The sequence below is a fragment of the Streptomyces caniscabiei genome (genome assembly GCF_014930365.1).
GTDB classification, from domain to species: Bacteria; Actinomycetota; Actinomycetes; order Streptomycetales; family Streptomycetaceae; genus Streptomyces; species Streptomyces caniscabiei.
Genome location: NZ_JABXWI010000002.1, coordinates 305,980 through 320,786, shown reverse-complemented (window position 1 = coordinate 320,786; position 14,807 = coordinate 305,980). Strand labels below are relative to the sequence as shown.

The window sequence follows — 14,807 nt, the reverse complement described above, 5'->3', positions numbered from 1 at the left end:
ATACCTCAGACGGGCGACACAGGGTGCATGCCGCCTGGTGAACGGCGCGTCGGGGCCCTGGTACTACTCGTCCTCGTGGATGACGACCCCGGCCTCACCGCCCTCTCGACACTCGGCGACTTCTTCGTACTACGCACGGGGCTGCCACCGCACGGCCGACCGCCGACGCTCGCTCAGGCCTATGCGGCACGGGGTGCCGAGGTGAAAGAGGAGGTTTACGCGAATCCCGTAATTTTCCGTGCCCGAAAAGTCGCGCGGAGTCTCCGGGCGCCCGAGCCGCGCGTGGCCGCGTCCATCGCCCACCTCGGCTTCGCCGCCCGGCTGTGGTCGGTGGCCCTGGGCTCGGCCGCCCTGTACGGGCGCGTCCCCGATCTCGACCCCCGCCTCCTGCGCTGGGACCCCGACGCGAGCGCCCCCGACGAACTGTGGCTGACCGAGGTGCGCGGCCTGCCCGCCGAGCGGATCGGCGAGGTCGTACGGGAGGGCCACCTCGTCCCGCTGGCGGCGTCCCTGCGCGCTCAACTGCGGCTCTCCGAGCGTCTGCTGTGGGGGAACGCGGCCTCCGCGCTGATCGGCGCCGTACGTCAGATCGACCGCTGGGCGGTCGTCAACGGCCGTACGGAGGAGGCGAGTCGGGCCCGCGCCCTCGCCACCGACCTGTTCGCGCACCCCACCCTGGTCGGCACGCTCGACCCGGTCACCCTCCGCCGCCGCAGCTGCTGCCTCTACTACCGGCTGCCCGGCGGCGGGCTGTGCGGCGACTGCTGCTTCGACCGGCCGCCCGGCACCCGCCCAGGCAGCGGCTCCCGCTCCTGACCCCGGGCGTGCGCCCGCGCGAACATCGTGGTCTTCCCCAACCGACCCTTCTGGGTGACCATGTGGGAACCAGCCGCTGAGATCAGGGGGTTCCGGGTGCGAGTCGGCCTGCTGACCCGGGAGTATCCGCCCGACGTCTACGGTGGCGCGGGCGTCCATGTCGAGTTCCTCGCCCACGAGTTGAGGTCCCTGGTCGACCTGGACGTGCACTGCTGGGGCGAGGGCGCCGCCGGCGGTGTCGTACGCCACCGGCCCTGGTCCGCGCTCGACGACGCCAACGACGCGCTGCGCACGTTCTCCGTCGACCTCTCCATCGCCGCCGGCCTCGAAGGCCGCGAACTGGTCCACTCGCACACCTGGTACGCCAACCTGGCCGGCCACCTCGGCAAGCTGCTGCACGGCGTCCCGCACGTGATGACCGCGCACTCGCTGGAACCGCTGCGCCCCTGGAAGGCCGAACAACTCGGCGGCGGCTACGCCCTGTCCAGCTGGGCCGAGCGCACCGCGATCGAGTCGGCCGACGCCGTGATCGCCGTCTCCGGCGCCATGCGCGACGACATCCTCGGCTGCTACCCCGCCCTGGACCCGGCGCGGCTGCACGTCGTGCACAACGGCATCGACACCTCGCTCTACCGGCCGGACCACGGCACGGACGTCCTGGACCGCCTCGGCGTCGACCCCACTCGCCCGTACGTCCTGTTCGTCGGCCGCATCACCCGCCAGAAGGGCGTGCCCCATCTGCTGCGGGCCGTCCGGGACATCGACCCGGCCGCGCAGGTCGTGCTCTGCGCGGGCGCGCCGGACACGCCGGAGATCGACCGGGAGTTCCGGGACCTCTTCGCGGAGCTGAGCCGCGTCCGCGAGGGCCTGTTCTGGATCCCGCAGATGCTGCCGCGCCCGGACGTGATCCAGCTCCTCACCCATGCGGCCGTGTTCGCCTGCCCCTCGGTGTACGAACCACTGGGTATCGTCAACCTGGAGGCCATGGCCTGCGGGACCGCGGTGGTGGCCTCCCGGGTCGGCGGTATACCGGAGGTAGTGGAGGACGGTGTCACGGGTCTGCTCGTGCCGACCGAGGACGACTTCGAGAGCGGTCTGGCCCGCGCCCTGGACTCGGTGCTCGCCGACCCCGCGGCGGCGGCCCGGATGGGCGAGGCCGGCCGGGAGCGCGCGGTGCGGGAGTTCGGCTGGGACACGGTCGCCCGGCGGACGGTCCGGCTTTACGAGGAAGTCCTCAAACAGGGGTAGTCACAGGCAGTCAGGATCAGCGTTCGGCACGACCGGGCGTAGTAGAGGGGCGGCGGCATGCGGCGCGGTGGACCTTCGGTGCTGGGAATCGTACTGGCGGGCGGTGAGGGCAAGAGGCTGATGCCCCTCACGGCCGACCGTGCGAAACCGGCGGTGACTTTCGGCGGCACGTACCGCCTGGTGGATTTCGTTCTCTCCAATCTCGTCAACGCGGACATCCTGCGGATCTGTGTGCTCACGCAGTACAAGTCCCACTCGCTGGACCGGCACATCACGACGACCTGGCGGATGTCGAGCCTGCTGGGGAACTACGTCACCCCGGTCCCGGCCCAGCAGCGGCTCGGCCCGCGCTGGTACCTGGGCAGCGCCGACGCGCTCCTGCAGTCCCTGAACCTGGTCCACGACGAACAGCCCGAGTACGTGGCCGTGTTCGGCGCGGACCACGTCTACCGCATGGACCCCCGCCAGATGCTGACCCAGCACATCGAGGGCGGCGCGGGGGTGACGGTGGCCGGTATCCGGGTGCCGCGCACGGAGTCGTCGTCGTTCGGTGTGATCACGCCCGGCTCCGACGGCCGGAGCGTGGAGCGCTTCCTGGAGAAGCCGTCCGACCCGCCGGGCCTGAGTGACGATCCCGAATGCGTGTTCGCCTCGATGGGCAACTACATCTTCACCACCAAGGCCCTGGTGGAGGCGCTCCAGCGGGACGCGGAGGACGAGGACTCCGTGCACGACATGGGCGGCTCGATCCTGCCCCAGCTCACCGACCGGGGCGAGGCCCAGCTCTACGACTTCAGCGCCAACCACGTACCCGGCGAGACCACCCGCGACCAGGGCTACTGGCGGGACGTCGGCACCCTCGACGCCTACTACGACGCCCATATGGACCTCATCGCCGAGCGCCCCGCCTTCAATCTCTTCAACCGCAGCTGGCCCATCTACACCAGCTCCGGCCAGCTCTCCCCGGCCCGCTTCAACGCGGGCGGCATCGCCAGCGAGTCGATCATCAGCGCGGGCTGCCTGATCCGCGGCCAGGTCACCAGATCCGTTCTCTCCCCGGGGGTCGTCGTGGACCCGGGCGCGGTCGTCCAGGGCTCGGTGCTGCACGACAACGTCCACATCGGCCGCGGCGCGGTCGTCCGGGGCGCCGTGCTCGACAAGAACGTCCAGGTGCCTCCGGGTGCCACCATCGGGGTCAACCCCGAGCGGGACGCCGAGCTGTACACCGTCTCCCGGGGCGGGGTGATCGCGTTGGGCAAGGGGCAGCAGGTTTCCTAGCCCTTCAGGGTGACCGGGTGACCGGGGTGCACACAGATGTCGTATGAGTCCCGCCTTTTATCGGAGGCGGGACTTAATCTGTTGTTAACTGTGCGTAGCTTGATCGTACTTGACCGTAATCGGCCAACAGCGATTGACTACCGACTCACCCGTCGTCGACGCGAGGCAAGCCCTTGACTTCTGACCTGCTCGCCCCCCTCGACCTTGCGTTCTGGAACATCGAGTCCGCCGAACACCCCATGCACCTGGCCGCCCTCGGCGTCTTCACGGCGAACTCGCCCACCGCGGGTGCCCACGCCGCCGAGCTGCTCGCCACCCGGGCGGCCGCCGTGCCCGCGCTGCGGATGCGGATCCGGGACGTGTGGTTCCCGGACGTCCGGCTGCCCCTGGCCTTCGGCGGCGCGACCCGGGAGCCCGTCGCCGACTTCGAGCCCTTCGACCACGTACGGCTGCACCCGCCGACCGCCGACTTCCACACGGTGGCCGGACGGCTGATGGAGCGCCCGCTGGAGCGCGGGCGGCCGCCCTGGGAGGCGCACGTGCTGCCGGGGGCGGACGGCACCTCCTTCGCGGTGCTGTTCAAGTTCCACCACGCCCTCGCCGACGGACTGCGGGCCCTCACGCTCGCCGCGGCCGTCATGGACCCCATCGACATGCCCGCGCCCCGACCGCGCCCCGCCGAGCCGCCCCGCGACCTCCTCCGTGACGTGCGCAAACTCCCCGACCTGGTCAGAGGCACCCTCTCCGATCTCGGGCGCGCCCTCGACATCGGCGCCTCCGTCGCCCGCACCACACTCGACGCGACCCTCGGCGCCTCGTCCCCGGCCGCGCTGACCTCCGAGGCCAGCGGCACCCGTCGCACCGCCGGGGTGCTCCTCGACCTCGACGAGGTGCACCGGATCCGCAAGACCGTCGGCGGCACCGTCAACGACGTCCTCATCGCCGTGGTGGCCGGCGCGCTGCGCCGGTGGCTGGACGAGCGCGGGGACGGCAGCGAAGGGGTCGCGCCCAGGGCGCTCATCCCCGTCTCCAAGCGCCGGCCGCGCACGGCGCACCCGCAGGGCAACCGGCTCTCCGGGTACCTGATGAAACTGCCGGTGGACGATCCGGATCCGCTGCGGCGGCTGCGTACGGTGCGTGCGGCGATGGACCGCAACAAGGAGGCCGGGCCGAACCGGGGCGCCGGCGCGGTCGCCCTGCTCGCCGATCATGTGCTGCCGCTGGGGCACCGGATCGGGGGGCCGCTGGTCAGTCAGGCGGCGCGGCTGTGGTTCGACATCCTCGTGACCAGTGTTCCGCTGCCGAGCCTCGGGCTGCGGCTCGGGGGCTGCCCGCTCGCCGAGATCTATCCGCTGGCGCCGCTCGCTCATGGGCAGTCGCTGGCGGTGGCCGTCTCCACGTATCGGGGGAGTGTGCACTACGGGCTGGTCGCCGACGCGGAGGCCGTCCCGGACCTGGACCGGCTGTCCGGGGCGGTCGTCCGGGAGGTGGCGGACCTGCTGGCGGCGTGTGAACCCTGACACCCGTCTCTCGCCCCCGCTCAAAGACTCGGGGCTCCGTCCCGGACCCCGTTCGCGCAGTTCCCCGCGCCCCTGTGGAATGGCCGCAGCCTTTCAGGGGCGCGGGGAACTGCGCGACCAGCCCCCACCGGACCCGCACCCGAAGTTTGGTCACCACACCCCCCGCTCCGTACAATTTCGCGTTCGGTGGCGGACGCGGTGGGCGGGCCGCGGTGATCAGGGAAACGGCAGCGCGATGACGGTGACAGAGGACGGCCCCGCGACCACGGACGAGGTCGTGTACGGCCCCGGCATCGACCCGGACCGGCTCGCCGTGTGCCTCAGCGTGCTGGAGGAGCTCGACACGCTGGAGGTCGACCACCCGGACGCGATCGCGGTGCGCCGGGCGACCGCCGGCGTCTACCGCACGGTCAAGCAGCGCCGCCGCCAGGAACGCCGCGCCGCCAAGACCGCACACGACAAGGCCGTCACCGAGTCCACGGCCACCGGCTCCGCCCAGCGCATCGACGACGAGACCGAGGGCATCCTGCCGTCGTCCGTCACCGAGGCGGGCCGGATCGCCGGGATACTCCAGCGCCCGCGCTCCTGCTACACCTGCAAGACCCGGTACGTCGAGGTCGACTACTTCTACCACCAGCTCTGTCCAGACTGCGCCGGTGTGAACCGCGCCAAGCGCGACGTCCGCGCCGACCTCACCGGCAAGCGCGCCCTCCTCACCGGCGGCCGCGCCAAGATCGGCATGTACATCGCCCTGCGGCTGCTGCGCGACGGCGCGCACACCACGATCACCACGCGCTTCCCCAAGGACGCCATCCGCCGCTTCAAGGCCATGGACGACTCGGCGGACTGGATGCACCGCCTGGAGGTCGTCGGGATCGACCTGCGCGACCCGGCGCAGGCCGTCGCGCTCGCCGACCAGGTCGCCGAGGCCGGTCCCCTCGACATCCTCATCAACAACGCGACCCAGACGGTCCGCCGCCTGCCCTCCGCCTATGCCGCCCTGGTGGACGGCGAGAGCGCCCCGTTGCCCGCCGGTGAGCTCCCCGCGCACCATGTGATCGGCGCCTTCAACTCCGGCGCCGTCGGTGATCTCGGCGGGCCCGCCGCGCTGCCCCTCGGCACCAGCGGCCTCGACGCGCAGCAGGTCGCCGACCTCGCCCTGGTCGCGGGGAACGCCAGTGTCGCCCGGCACCTCGACGGCACCGCCATCGACGCGGGCGGCCTCGTGCCCGACGTGGTCGACAGCAACACCTGGGTCCAGACCATCGAGCAGATCTCCCCGGTGGAACTGCTGGAGACCCAGCTGTGCAACTACACGGCGCCCTTCATCCTGATCAGCAAGCTCCGCCCGGCCATGGCCGACGCCGCCCGGAAGGCGAGCAGCTCACGCGCGTACGTCGTCAACGTCTCGGCGATGGAAGGTGTCTTCGGCCGTGGTTACAAGGGCGCCGGGCACCCGAACACCAACGCCGCCAAGGCCGCGATGAACATGGTCACGCGGACCAGCGCGCAGGAGATGTTCCAGACCGACGGCATCCTGATGACCTCCGTCGACACCGGCTGGATCACCGACGAGCGCCCCCACTTCGACAAGCTGCGCCTCGCCGACGAGGGCTTCCACGCCCCGCTGGACCTCGTCGACGGCGCGGCCCGCGTCTACGACCCCGTCGTCCGCGGTGAGCAGGGCGAGGACCTGTACGGCGTCTTCCTGAAGGACTACGCGCCCGGCAAGTGGTGAGTGGCCCTCGCCCGGTCCGACACCAACTCCAGTACCGTCCGCCAGTCCTCCAGGACCCCGGCGTCCATGCCGGGGGTCCAGCCCGCCTCGTCGGCGTGCCGCAGGGCCAGCACGTCCTCGACGAGCGTGGCGTCCGCCCATCCGCCCGCGTGCAGCCGTACGAGGTCGTCCGTACCGAGGGCGTGCAGCCGTACGAGCCGGGCGACCCGCTCGCCGAGCAGGGGGGCGCACCGTGTCGGCGGCCAGGTCGGCGTGGCCGGTGTCGTCACCCGGACGGAGCAGCCGCCCGACCGCGTGCACCAGGCCCGCCACCTGCAGCTCCTTGTCGGCGGGCCGGCTCCGGCGCAGCAGCGCGGCGGTCCGCAGGGCGTGTTCGTGCGGATCGACCGCGGGGCCCCGGCGGTGGTCCGGTGCCGTGCCGCCGCCCCGGCGGGCGTGCAGCAGATCCATCAGCTCCTCGACACTGCGCAGTTCCATCCGCCGGTCCCTCCCGAGTCCGCCCGCGAGAAATGCCGTTGCGACACATGAGCAGATCATGGTCGGCTTGCGTTTCGGCCAACAGGACCTGAACTACGTACCGAGCGCGGCGATCCGATGGGTCGTCGGATCGGTGCGGGGTGCGAGTACTGAGCCGAACGGGTGATGAGAAACCGAACAAATGGGTCAAATTGCCCTAGGGTAGGGCTTGATGGGCGCTGAATGACTCAAGACAGTTACCTCTTCTTTTCAGCCCCATCGAGCGGCCGCCCGCTCATTTGGTTACTCTGTACCGGACGGACAGCCTTATATGGGTCCCACCCACACCCACGGTCCGTCCCGGGACAAGCCGGTCACCACGGCCTGCTCTCACATCCAGGAAATCCGGCGCCACCGCGTCCGAACTGACATCGACTCAGACCCGAGCGGACGTCGGACGCACAGCGGCAGGCTGGGCCGACGTCCCGAGGGTGACCCGACACATAAGGAGTGCGCGGTGACACCAGAGAAGACGAATCGCGAGCCACGTCCCGAGGAACACACCGAGGGCGGCGGCCGGTCGAAGAAGGAACTGGGCAGCCTGGACGTGTGGGCCAGGTCCGCCCCGATCCGGCTGGCGGGCTACGAGGACGACCTCGCCGAGCCCCACATCCTGCCCAGCGTGGACTGAGCGGGAGCATCGCGATCGCCGTCTGCATGGGCGTGCCAGACTCACGCCCATGCAGATCAGAGAAGCCACCGCCGACGACTGGCCCGGCATCTGGCCGTTCTGGCACCGCGTCGTCGCCACGGGCGAGACCTACACCTGGGACCCGGACACCTCCGAGGAAGCCGCCCGCGCCCTGTGGATGGCCCCCGCCAAACGCGTGTACGTCGTCGAGGACGAGACCGCGACGGTGGTCGGCTCCGCCTATCTCACCCCCAACTACGGTGGTCCCGCCGCCCGCGTCGCCAACGCGGGCTTCATGGTCGACCCCGACCACGGCGGCCGTGGCATCGGCCGCGCCCTCGCCGAGCACGTCCTCGCCGAAGCGGGCGCCCAGGGCTTCCGGGGCATGGTGTTCAACGCCGTCGTCGAGACCAACCCCGCCGTACGGCTGTGGACCTCGCTCGGCTTCACCGTGATCGGCACGGTCCCCGACGCCTTCGAGCATCCGAAGGACGGGCTGGTCGGGCTGCACATCATGTACAAGGCGCTGTGACGCGACCGGTCCCGTACGTCGGAGGACTCCGGGACGCGGCCGGGCCCACCGCGGGTGCGGACAGGCCCGGCCCATCTCGCCGAGCCGGTGGATCACGTCGCTGACGGTGTGTCAACGAGCAGGCCCGGCAGTGGCCTTACGGTCACGGCGCCGGGGTCGAGGCCGGCGCCGCGTGCGGCGCTCCCCGGCTCAGCCGAAGTTCACGTCGCTGCACCACATGTAGGCCTGGTCGAGGTGCGAGGCCTGCCAGATCACGAACACGATGTGGTGTCCGGTGTAGCCGGAGGTCTGGACGGGGAACGTGATGTTCTGTGCCGGGGCGAAGCGGCCGGTCTGCGTGATGAAGTCGAGGTTGCCCCAGCCCAGGGTCTGGGTCTTGGGGTTGAAGCCCTGCTTGCTCACGTAGACCCTGAGGTAGTCGGCACCGTGGGACGCCTGGTCGTACAGGTGGACCGAGAAGTTGTTGCCGACGGTGGTGGTCCTCCACTGCCCGGGCTTGTCCAGGCTGGCGTTCCTGGAGAGGTTGTTGCTGCAGAGCGTCCCGTCGGGGGTCCGCGCCTGGAACTGGCCGCCGAGGCCGTCGCGGAGCGCGCTCATCCAGTTCCACATGGTGTCGGGGTTGGCCTGGAAGGCCTGCCAGCACATGGGGTCCTGGGTCTGCATGGCCGGGTCCATGTGGTTGTTGCCCCATGTCTTCCAGCACTGGTACGCGCGGGAAGCGGGGCCGACGATGGTGCCGTGAGCCTGGGCGGGAGCCGACCAGGTCAGTGCGCCGACAACCACGGCGAACAGCATGACGAGCGCCTGGAGGGGCCGGTGGAGGGGGGATCGCGAACGCCCGGTCGACGGAGTCTGTTTGCGCATGTGGGGGAGCTCCTTCCGGTTGCGAGGCTGTCATGGGAGCGCTCCCAACGGTAGATATCCTGAGTCGGATGTCAATGCGACGGACAGGGTTGATTACAGGGGCGGGCGGCGAGCAGGAGCTCCGTCGTGAGCGGGGAGCCGGAACGGGACTTTGACCGGGAAGTGAGGATGTGGCCTGAATCGCCGCCCGGTCAGGACTTCCGCGCGGGGGACGCGGCCAGCCGTGTCGGCGGCAGGAACTCTCGTACGTACGTCCGCTCCCAGCACGCCCCGGTCTCCCGCAGCTCGCGCCACGTCGTGTAGCGGTAGCGGAAGAGGCGGGCGCGGACGAAGCGGGGCGGGGCGTCGGCGGGGAAGGGGGAGCGGCGCAGCAGCCGGAGCGTGTCGCGGTCGTTCTCCAGGAGGCGCTCCACCAGGGCGCCGAACCAGGACCCGGCGTACGCGGGGGAGAGCGCGGCGAACCACATCAGCCAGTCGAGCCGCAGATGGTAGGGGGCGAACTGGCGCGGCCAGTGCCTCGGGTCCCCCGGCTTGCCCCGGAACTCGTACTCCCGCCACTCGGAGTCCTCCCGCGGCACGTCGTCCGCCGTGCCCTCGACGACCACCTCGTACCGCACCCGGCTGACGCTGCCGAAGGCCCCGTACGTGTTGACCAGGTGCAGCGGGTCGAAGGAGCGGTTCATGACCTGGCGGCGGGAGATCATGTTGCGGACGGGGTGGTAGCTGAGCCAGAGGACCAGCGCGGCGACGACGAGCACGACGACCGCGTACCAGAGGGGTGTGCCGGGGGTGTCCGGCGCGGTCGCGCCGAAGTCGACGGCGGACAGGGCCAGCACGATGGTGATCCAGTTCAGCCAGGAGAAGTTGCCGGAGAGCACCAGCCACAACTGCGTCGCGATCATCAGCGCGGCGGCGGCCGTCGCGACCGGCTGCGGGGCGAAGAGCAGGAACGGCACCACGAGCTGGGTGACGTGGTTGGCGGCCACCTCCGCGCGGTGGAACGGCTTCGGGAGGTGGTGGAAGAACCAGCTGAGCGGGCCGGGCATCGGCTGGGTCTCGTGGTGGTGGTCGAGACAGGTGAGCTTCCGCCAGCACTCGTCGCCGCGCAGCTTGATCAGACCGGCCCCGAACTCGACCCGGAAGAGCACCCAGCGCAGCAGGAACAGCACGACGATCGGCGGAGCCACCTCGTCGTTGCCGAGGAAGACGGCCAGGAAACCGACCTCCAGGAGCAGTGACTCCCAGCCGAAGGAGTACCAGGTCTGGCCGACGTTCACGATCGACAGGTACATCGCCCACGGCACGAGCCACAGCAGCATGGCGGCCCAGAGGGGAAGCAGGGAGTCCAGCCCGGCGACCAGCGACAGCGACACCGCGCAGCCCGTCCACGCCCATGCCGCGAAGAAACGGTCCGAGTAGTGGCGGTGGAACACGCTGGGGGCGTGCCGGAACGGCACCCGTGCGACGAAACGGGGCACCGGCAGCATGCCCCGCTCGCCGATCAGCGCGCGGAACTGCAGGGCCGCCCCCAGGAAGGCGACCGCGTAGATCACGGCCAGGGACCGCTGGAAAAGCAGCCGGCTCAGCCAGAGGTCGGGTGCGGTGAACCAGTCCACGGTATCGACGATAGTGAGCGGAACGCCGTCCGGTCCGATGCCGATCCCTCCACTCGAATAATCGGGCAAATGCTGTCAAAGTTGCCCCATGGTTGATCGGGGAGCGAGCGACTCGGACGTCCCGGACGACTGGCTCTCCCACCCGGACCCCGTCCTGGCCCTCAATCTCATGGGCACCTTCGACTGGGACCTCGACGCCGGTGCGTTCCACATGGACGCCAAGGCCCACGAGATCTTCGACGTGCGCCCGGAGGAGTACGACGGCAGACCGGAGAGCCTGTCCGGGCGGGTGCCCCCGATGGAGGGTTACCGACTCGACGCCCTGGTCTCGCAGGCCCTCAAGGACGGCAGCGAGAACTACGGTGCCTACTTTCGCCTCCGGCTGCGCGACGGCACCCTGCGCTGGACCCACACCCAGGGCTACATCCGCCGCGACGCCACGGGCCGCCCGTACCGGGTCATCGGCATCGTCCGTGACGCCACCCGCGAACTGGACGAGATCCGCTCCCGTACCGAGCAGGCCGCGCTCGACGAGGTCCGCCGCAAGCAGGCCAACGTCGTCCAGGTGATCACGGCCGCCCTGGCCCACGCCCGGACCGTGCAGGACGTGATCGACGTCCTGGAGGACACCGACGGACTCACCCACCTCGGCGCGACCAGCCTGGTCATGGGCCTGGTGGAGGCCGGACGGGTCCGGATGGTCGCCGCCGGCCCCGAGGACAGCTATGTGCCCGGCACCCGGATCACCCGCCTCGACGTGAAGTACCCGATGAACGAGGTGGTACGGCACCTCGCCCCGCACTTCATCGAGTCGCCGGAGGAGTTCGCCGAGTCCTATCCGCTGCTCTGGCCGCACATCACCGACCTCAAGATCACCTCGGCCGCGTATCTGCCGCTGATCGTGCAGGCCCGCCCCATCGGGGCGATGGGCCTGCTCTACAACGACCGGCGCGGTTTCAGCTCCGAGGAGCGCGACGTCCTCATCGCGCTCGGCAGCAGCATCGCCCAGAGCCTCCAGCGGGCCATGTTCTACGAGGGGGAGAAGGACCTCGCCGAAGGGCTCCAGCAGGCCATGCTGCCTCGGTCCATCCCCAGCGTCCCGGGCGCCGACGTCGCCGTCCGCTACCGCGCCGCGTCCTTCGGCGGCTCGCTCGGCCGGGACATCGGCGGCGACTGGTACGACCTCATCCCGCTGCCGGGCGGGCGCGTCGGCGCGGTCATCGGCGACGTCCAGGGCCACGACACGCACGCGGCGGCCGTCATGGGCCAGCTCCGCATCGTCCTGAAGGCCTACGCCACCGAGGGCCACACCCCGGCCACCGTCATGGCCCGAGCCTCCGCCTTCCTCCACGAACTCGACACCGACCGCTTCGCGACCTGCCTGTACGCGGAGGCCGACCTGTCCACCGGAGTGGTCCAGGTCGTCCGGGCCGGGCACATCGACCCGCTGGTGCGGCACACCGACGGCTCCTGCCACCGGGTCGGCGTGGAAGGGGGCTTGCCGCTCGGGCTGTCCGCCGAGTTCGGCGGCCTGGAGTACCCCGTCACCACCGTCGAGATGTTCCCCGGGCAGACGCTGCTGCTCTGCACCGACGGCCTCATCGAACAGCCCGGCGCCGACCTCGACGACGGCCTGCGGACGCTGAAGGCGCTGATCGCCACCGGCCCCGACGACGTCGACGATCTCGCCGACCGGCTCATCGACGTGGCGGAGGAGAGGGGCGGCGACGACGACGTCGCCCTCCTGCTGCTGCGACGCCGCAGCCGCAGCGCGGAGCCCGGCGGGCGGCTCCAGCAGCATGTGGCGCCCGGCGATCCGGAGGCGCTCACCGAGGCGCGGCACATGATCGGCGCGGCGGTCCGCTCCTGGGGGGCGCGGGATCGGGCCGACGAGATCGAGCTGGTCGCGGACGAGCTGATCACCAATGCGCTGATGCATACGGAGGGGGCGGCGATCGTGACGTTGCGGGCGCTCGCGGGGTCCGACCGGCGGTTGCGGGTGGAGGTGGAGGACTCCTCCAGTGCGTTGCCGCGGCGGCGGGAGGCGGGGGAGGCGGGGGTGTCGGGGAGGGGGTTGCTGCTGGTGGACCGGTTGACGGATGTGTGGGGGGTGGAGGCGCGGGGTGGGGGCAAGTGTGTCTGGTGCGAGTTCGTGCTGCCGGGCGCGTGAGGGTTTGGGCCGCCTGATAGCTCGGGGGTGCGGGTTCTTTGGCGGGTGCGGGTGCGTGGGGCTTCTCGCGCAGTTCCCCGCGCCCCTAAAAGCATCAGGCCCCTGCGGGCCTGAAGACCACGGCCTCGCGGGCCTGGAAAGCACGGGGCGCAGCCCCTGCTTTTCAGGGGCGCGGGGAACTGCGCGAGAAGCCCCACCGGGCCGGCAGCCGACAACGCACCCCCCGGCGGAGCCCATGGCACTCTGGATGTATGCCCGAATTGCCCGAAGTCGAGGCGCTCCGGGACTTCCTGGTCGACAGGCTCGTCGGTCATGAAGTCGTCCGCGTGCTCCCCGTGGCCGTCAGTGTGCTGAAGACGTACGACCCGCCCCTGAGCGCCTTCGAGGGCCGGGAGATCACCGGCGTGCTGCGGCACGGCAAGTTCCTCGACCTCGCGGCGGACGGCGGCGCGCTGCACCTCGTGACGCATCTGGCGCGAGCCGGATGGCTCCAGTGGAAGGACCGGCTGCCGGACGGTCCGCCGAAACCCGGCGGCAGGAGCCCGCTCGCGCTGCGGGTCGCCCTGGAGACCGGCGAGGGCTTCGACCTCACCGAGGCCGGGACGCAGAAGCGGCTCGCGGTCCACCTCGTCCGGGACCCGGCGGAGGTGCCCGGCATCGCCCGGCTCGGCCCGGACCCCCTCGCCGACGACTTCGACGTGACCCGCTTCGCCGGGCTGCTCGCCGGGGAGCGGCGGCAGATCAAGGGGGCGCTGCGGGACCAGAGCCTGATCGCGGGGATCGGGAACGCGTACAGCGACGAGATCCTGCACGCCGCGCGGATGTCGCCGTTCAAGCTGGCCTCGTCGCTGAGACCGGAGGAGGTCCGCCACCTCCACGAGGCGCTGCGCACCACGCTCACCGAGGCCGTCGAGCGCTCCCGGGGGCTGGCGGCCGGGAGGCTGAAGGCGGAGAAGAAGAGCGGGCTCCGGGTCCACGGCCGTACCGGCGAGCCCTGCCCGGTGTGCGGCGACACCGTCCGGGAGGTCTCCTTCAGCGACTCCTCGCTGCAGTACTGCCCGACCTGTCAGACGGGCGGCAGACCCCTCGCCGACCGACGGCTGTCACGGTTGCTCAAATAGCCTTGGTCGGGTGATCGAACAGCCCGGATCCGGCGACCGGTCATGATCCGCAACCATTGAAGGTACGGACCAATCCCCGCCGGTTCAGCGCCAGGCCGGGGCCTCGATGGTCACCAGGAGCTCGCCGTCCTGGCTGCGCACCTCGAAGTGGCTGATGTCCTCGCGCTGCATGGCGGTGCCCCCCACCATCTCGGAGGCCTTGTCGGCGCCCTCGGGCGACTTCCAGTTCGCGGCCGTCTCCTCGGAGCCGTCCTTGCCGATCACCACCAGCCGGCAGGCGTGGACGCCCTCGGCCTCCTTGACCTTCAGCTCGATGTCGCTGCCCCAGAGCCGTTCCTCGGCCTTGACCTCGGCCCACACGCCCGTCTTGGCGTCGGTGGCGGCGACGGTGTTCGGAGCCTCGCCCGGACCTGCGAGAACGGCAACGGCGGGCCCGCCGACGGCGATGACCACGGACGCCGCGAGGGCGAACAGCCAGCGCCTGCGCTTCGCCCGGTGGCGGGCGGCCACCTCGTCGAGCAGCCGTCCCAGCATCCGCGGGCCGGGCGCCGCGAACGGGTGCACCGCGCGCGGCGTCGCATTGCGGTAGAGCATCAGCTGGCGGGCAGCCGGACGGAACTCGGTGACCTGTAGCGCGCACTGCGGGCAGCCGCGGACATGGTCCTCGAAGTGGAACGAATCCACCTCGTCCAGCACGCCCAGCGCGTACGCGCCGACGTCGTGATGACGATCCTGGGACCACATGGCGATTCCTCGG

Annotated in this window: 12 protein-coding genes and 1 pseudogene; 9 read left to right on the top strand and 4 right to left on the bottom strand. The window is 71.0% G+C overall.

Going from position 1 to position 14,807, the window contains the following annotated elements:
* Positions 1–75: 75 nt before the first annotated feature.
* From HW837_RS05950 to HW837_RS05930, 5 genes are all read left to right on the top strand, one after another.
* Positions 76–816 carry a (2Fe-2S)-binding protein gene (locus HW837_RS05950; protein ID WP_193381464.1) on the top strand — a complete coding sequence of 247 codons (741 nt, stop codon included), beginning with the start codon at positions 76–78 and terminating at the stop codon, positions 814–816.
* A gap of 96 nt (positions 817–912) precedes the next feature.
* Entirely contained in the window at positions 913–2,064 is a 1,152-nt protein-coding gene (glgA, locus tag HW837_RS05945) for a glycogen synthase (protein WP_193381410.1), read from the top strand.
* 57 nt (positions 2,065–2,121) lie between these two features.
* Positions 2,122–3,342, top strand: a complete 1,221-nt coding sequence (gene glgC / locus HW837_RS05940) for a glucose-1-phosphate adenylyltransferase (RefSeq protein WP_045561593.1) — start codon at positions 2,122–2,124, stop codon at positions 3,340–3,342.
* Between the two features lie 173 nt (positions 3,343–3,515).
* Positions 3,516–4,862: a wax ester/triacylglycerol synthase family O-acyltransferase gene (locus HW837_RS05935; protein WP_193381411.1), complete on the top strand. Its 1,347-nt coding sequence runs from the start codon at positions 3,516–3,518 to the stop codon at positions 4,860–4,862.
* 235 nt (positions 4,863–5,097) lie between these two features.
* The gene (locus tag HW837_RS05930) at positions 5,098–6,600 is read left to right on the top strand and encodes an SDR family NAD(P)-dependent oxidoreductase (protein WP_045561591.1); all 1,503 of its coding nucleotides are present in this window, start codon (positions 5,098–5,100) and stop codon (positions 6,598–6,600) included.
* On the opposite strand, the pseudogene HW837_RS05925 reads toward HW837_RS05930, so the two are convergent.
* Positions 6,579–7,077, bottom strand: a pseudogene (locus HW837_RS05925) (hypothetical protein). The gene HW837_RS05930 and the pseudogene HW837_RS05925 overlap by 22 nt on opposite strands.
* 496 nt (positions 7,078–7,573) lie before the next feature.
* Here HW837_RS05925 and HW837_RS05920 point away from each other — a divergent pair.
* Positions 7,574–7,747: a hypothetical protein gene (locus tag HW837_RS05920; RefSeq protein WP_177261694.1), complete on the top strand. Its 174-nt coding sequence runs from the start codon at positions 7,574–7,576 to the stop codon at positions 7,745–7,747.
* A gap of 49 nt (positions 7,748–7,796) precedes the next feature.
* On the top strand, positions 7,797–8,279 hold the full coding sequence (locus HW837_RS05915) for a GNAT family N-acetyltransferase (protein WP_045561589.1): 483 nt from the start codon (positions 7,797–7,799) through the stop codon (positions 8,277–8,279).
* Between the two features lie 189 nt (positions 8,280–8,468).
* Here HW837_RS05915 and HW837_RS05910 read toward each other — a convergent pair whose 3' ends face one another.
* Both HW837_RS05910 and HW837_RS05905 read right to left on the bottom strand, forming a co-directional pair.
* Positions 8,469–9,143, bottom strand: coding sequence for a lytic polysaccharide monooxygenase auxiliary activity family 9 protein (locus HW837_RS05910; protein WP_473774453.1), 675 nt, complete (start codon positions 9,141–9,143; stop codon positions 8,469–8,471).
* A 191-nt stretch (positions 9,144–9,334) separates the two neighbouring features.
* Positions 9,335–10,759, bottom strand: a complete 1,425-nt coding sequence (locus HW837_RS05905; RefSeq protein WP_093788611.1) for a lipase maturation factor family protein — start codon at positions 10,757–10,759, stop codon at positions 9,335–9,337.
* Positions 10,760–10,847: 88 nt separating this feature from the next.
* Between HW837_RS05905 and HW837_RS05900 the strand changes: the two genes are divergently transcribed.
* Together HW837_RS05900 and HW837_RS05895 are read left to right on the top strand one after the other, a co-directional pair.
* Positions 10,848–12,929: a SpoIIE family protein phosphatase gene (locus HW837_RS05900; protein WP_045561587.1), complete on the top strand. Its 2,082-nt coding sequence runs from the start codon at positions 10,848–10,850 to the stop codon at positions 12,927–12,929.
* 251 nt (positions 12,930–13,180) lie between these two features.
* Positions 13,181–14,050, top strand: a complete 870-nt coding sequence (locus HW837_RS05895; RefSeq protein WP_045561586.1) for an Fpg/Nei family DNA glycosylase — start codon at positions 13,181–13,183, stop codon at positions 14,048–14,050.
* A gap of 84 nt (positions 14,051–14,134) precedes the next feature.
* On the opposite strand, the gene HW837_RS05890 is transcribed toward HW837_RS05895, so the two are convergent.
* The gene (locus HW837_RS05890; protein ID WP_045561585.1) at positions 14,135–14,794 is read right to left on the bottom strand and encodes a hypothetical protein; all 660 of its coding nucleotides are present in this window, start codon (positions 14,792–14,794) and stop codon (positions 14,135–14,137) included.
* Positions 14,795–14,807: the final 13 nt, after the last annotated feature.

Bases quoted from the DNA above. Each gene is read 5' to 3' on its own strand.
- HW837_RS05890 (WP_045561585.1), bottom strand. From the start codon at position 14,794: ATGTGGTCCCAGGATCGTCATCACGACGTCGGCGCGTACGCGCTGGGC.
- HW837_RS05900 (WP_045561587.1), top strand. From the start codon at position 10,848: ATGGTTGATCGGGGAGCGAGCGACTCGGACGTCCCGGACGACTGGCTC.
- glgC (WP_045561593.1), top strand. From the start codon at position 2,122: ATGCGGCGCGGTGGACCTTCGGTGCTGGGAATCGTACTGGCGGGCGGT.
- HW837_RS05895 (WP_045561586.1), top strand. From the start codon at position 13,181: ATGCCCGAATTGCCCGAAGTCGAGGCGCTCCGGGACTTCCTGGTCGAC.
- HW837_RS05915 (WP_045561589.1), top strand. From the start codon at position 7,797: ATGCAGATCAGAGAAGCCACCGCCGACGACTGGCCCGGCATCTGGCCG.
- HW837_RS05930 (WP_045561591.1), top strand. From the start codon at position 5,098: ATGACGGTGACAGAGGACGGCCCCGCGACCACGGACGAGGTCGTGTAC.
- HW837_RS05910 (WP_473774453.1), bottom strand. From the start codon at position 9,143: ATGCGCAAACAGACTCCGTCGACCGGGCGTTCGCGATCCCCCCTCCAC.